The sequence below is a fragment of the Streptomyces katrae genome (assembly GCF_000966975.1).
Lineage (GTDB): Bacteria > Actinomycetota > Actinomycetes > Streptomycetales > Streptomycetaceae > Streptomyces > Streptomyces katrae.
The window spans coordinates 1-2,307 of record NZ_JZWV01001520.1 but is presented as its reverse complement, the minus strand read 5'-3'; the positions used below and the strand labels follow the sequence as shown (position 1 = coordinate 2,307).

1 protein-coding gene is annotated in these 2,307 nt (G+C 73.5%); it reads right to left on the bottom strand.

All coding sequences use genetic code 11. The features are described 5' to 3' along the window. Window positions 1–43: 43 nt before the first annotated feature. A complete protein-coding gene (locus tag VR44_RS38840; protein WP_045952399.1) occupies window positions 44–2,107 on the bottom strand; it encodes a SpoIIE family protein phosphatase in 2,064 nt (687 codons plus the stop codon). Window positions 2,108–2,307 lie beyond the last annotated feature (200 nt).

Here is a 2,307-nt window from a genome sequence, read left to right as displayed (position 1 = left end):
GGGCGGAGCCCCTGGGAACGGGCGAAGGGTGGGGGCGGGGCTGCTACACCGTGAACTCGCACCACACGCACTTGCCGCTCCCCCTCGGTTCGACCCCCCATACGTCCGCCAGCCGGTCCACCAGCATCAGGCCCCTGCCCGATACCCCCGCCTCGCCGGCCTCCCGTCGGCGTGGGAGGGCGCTGGAGCGGTCCTCCACCTCCACCCGGAGCCTGCGCTGGGGTCCGCTCAGGACGCGGAGGGTCACGATCGCGGGGCCTTCGGTGTGCATCAGGGCGTTCACGATCAGTTCGTCCGCGACCAGTTCGATCTCGTCGGCCCGGCTGCGCGCCCCCCACGCCCGCACCGCCGTGCCGATCATGTGGCGGGCCGCCACGAGGGCCTCGGGGTCACCCGGGGCCACGTGCTGCTGGAGCCGGCCGCCGCCGGCCCCCGCCGCGCCGTCGCCCTCGCGGCGCAGCAGCAGGAGGGCCATGTCGTCGTCCCCGCCCCGCTCGTCGGCCACCTCGCACAGCCGGTCGGCGAGCAGCTGGAGGTCTTCCGGGCCCTCGCGGACCAGGGAGGTCAGCATCCGGACGCCGTCGTCCAGGTCGGCTCCGGGCTGTTCCACCAGCCCGTCGGTGCACAGCAGGAGCGTTTCCCGGTGGTCCAGTTCGACCGTGGTCACCGGGTACTCCAGCCGGCCGAACTCCGCCGACAGTCCCAGCGGCATTCCGCCCTCCACCGGCAGCCGCCGGCAGTCCCCGTCCCGGGTGCGCAGCAGCGGGTCGATATGGCCGGCGCGGACCACCTGGAGGACCCCGGTGGAGAGGTCGGCCTCGGCGTAGGTGCACGTCGCGAAGCGGTCGGTGTCCAGTTCGTGCAGGAAGACCGAGGCCCGGGCCATCACCGTGCCCGGCGAGTGCCCCTCGGCGGCGTACGCGCGCAGCACGATGCGCAGCTGTCCCATCACCGCCGCCGCGTGCGTGTCATGGCCCTGGACGTCGCCGATGACGGCCCCGACGCGCCCGCCCGGCAGCGGGATGACGTCGTACCAGTCGCCGCCGATGTCCTGGCCCATCCGCGCGGACCGGTAGCGGACCGCGATCTGGGCGCCGGGGACGGCGGGTATCCGGCGGGGCAGCATGGCCTGCTGGAGGCCTTCGGCGAGGTCGTGCTCCTGCTCCAGCAGCATGGCCCGCTGGAGGCTCTGCGCGATGCTGCTGCCCAGGGCGACCAGCAGGTTCCGTTCCTCCTGGGTGAATCCCTCCTTGTCCTCGTAGAGCAGGCCGAGGGCGCCGATCGGGCGGGCCTGGGCGATCAGCGGCAGGTAGGCGGCGGCCGAGATCCGCATGTACGAGATCTTCGACCAGAGGGCGGGGTACCCCTCGGCGAACTCCTCGGCGGACTCCAGGAACCGGGGCTGGAGCGAGCGGACGACCTCGCTCATCGGGTACTGCTCGTCGATGCGCGTGTAGCGCGTGCCGGGGACGAAGCTGCCCGCCGGGCCTTCCGCCACGAGGTGGATCCGGCCGGCCTCGACCAGGCCCATCACCATGCCCATCGAGCCGAGCCGCTCCAGTCCGTGCGCGTCGCCGATGACGTCGATGACGTCCTTGACGGTGCGGGCGTGGGCGAGCGCGGCGGTGGTGGACTCGACGACGGAGGTCTGCCGGCGGCGCTCCTCGTCCAGGCCGAGGCGTTCGGCGGAGTGGCTCAGCTCCTCGGTGGCGTCGCGGACGATGCCGATGATGCGGTAGGGGCGGCCGTCGGGGTCGCGCATGACGCGGCCCTGGGTGTGGGTCCAGCGCAGCCGTCCGTCACGGCAGCGGATGCGGAAGTAGGCGCCGTAGCTGTCGGAGCCGCTCTTGAGGGCGCTGGAGACCAGCGCGTCCAGCCGGGCCGCCTCGGCGGCCGGGACGCGCCGGTACAGCGACTCCGGCCGCCCGTCGTAGTCGTCGGGCGGCGTGTCGAAGACGTCGAGGGCCGCCGTGTCCAGGTGCATGAGCCCGGTGACCAGGTCCCAGTCGAAACTGCCCATCCGGTTCAGTGACAGGGACCGGTCCGGGTGCGCGGGCCAGTCCTCCGGCAGCGATACGGTGCTCGGCACCGATCCACCATGACACAGCGCGGGGTCAGGCGCTCTCCAGGTAGGGGGGCTGGTCGGCGCCATGGTCGGTGCCCTGCTGGTGGTCGGGGAGCCGAAGGGGTCGGCGGGCGCGGTCGGCCCGGTGGTGGGTACGTCCTCGGGGTCCGGGGTCAGGCCCGGCTCGGCGGGGACGGGTACGAGGGGGGTGGCGGGGACGTCGGAGAAGGGATCGGTGGGGG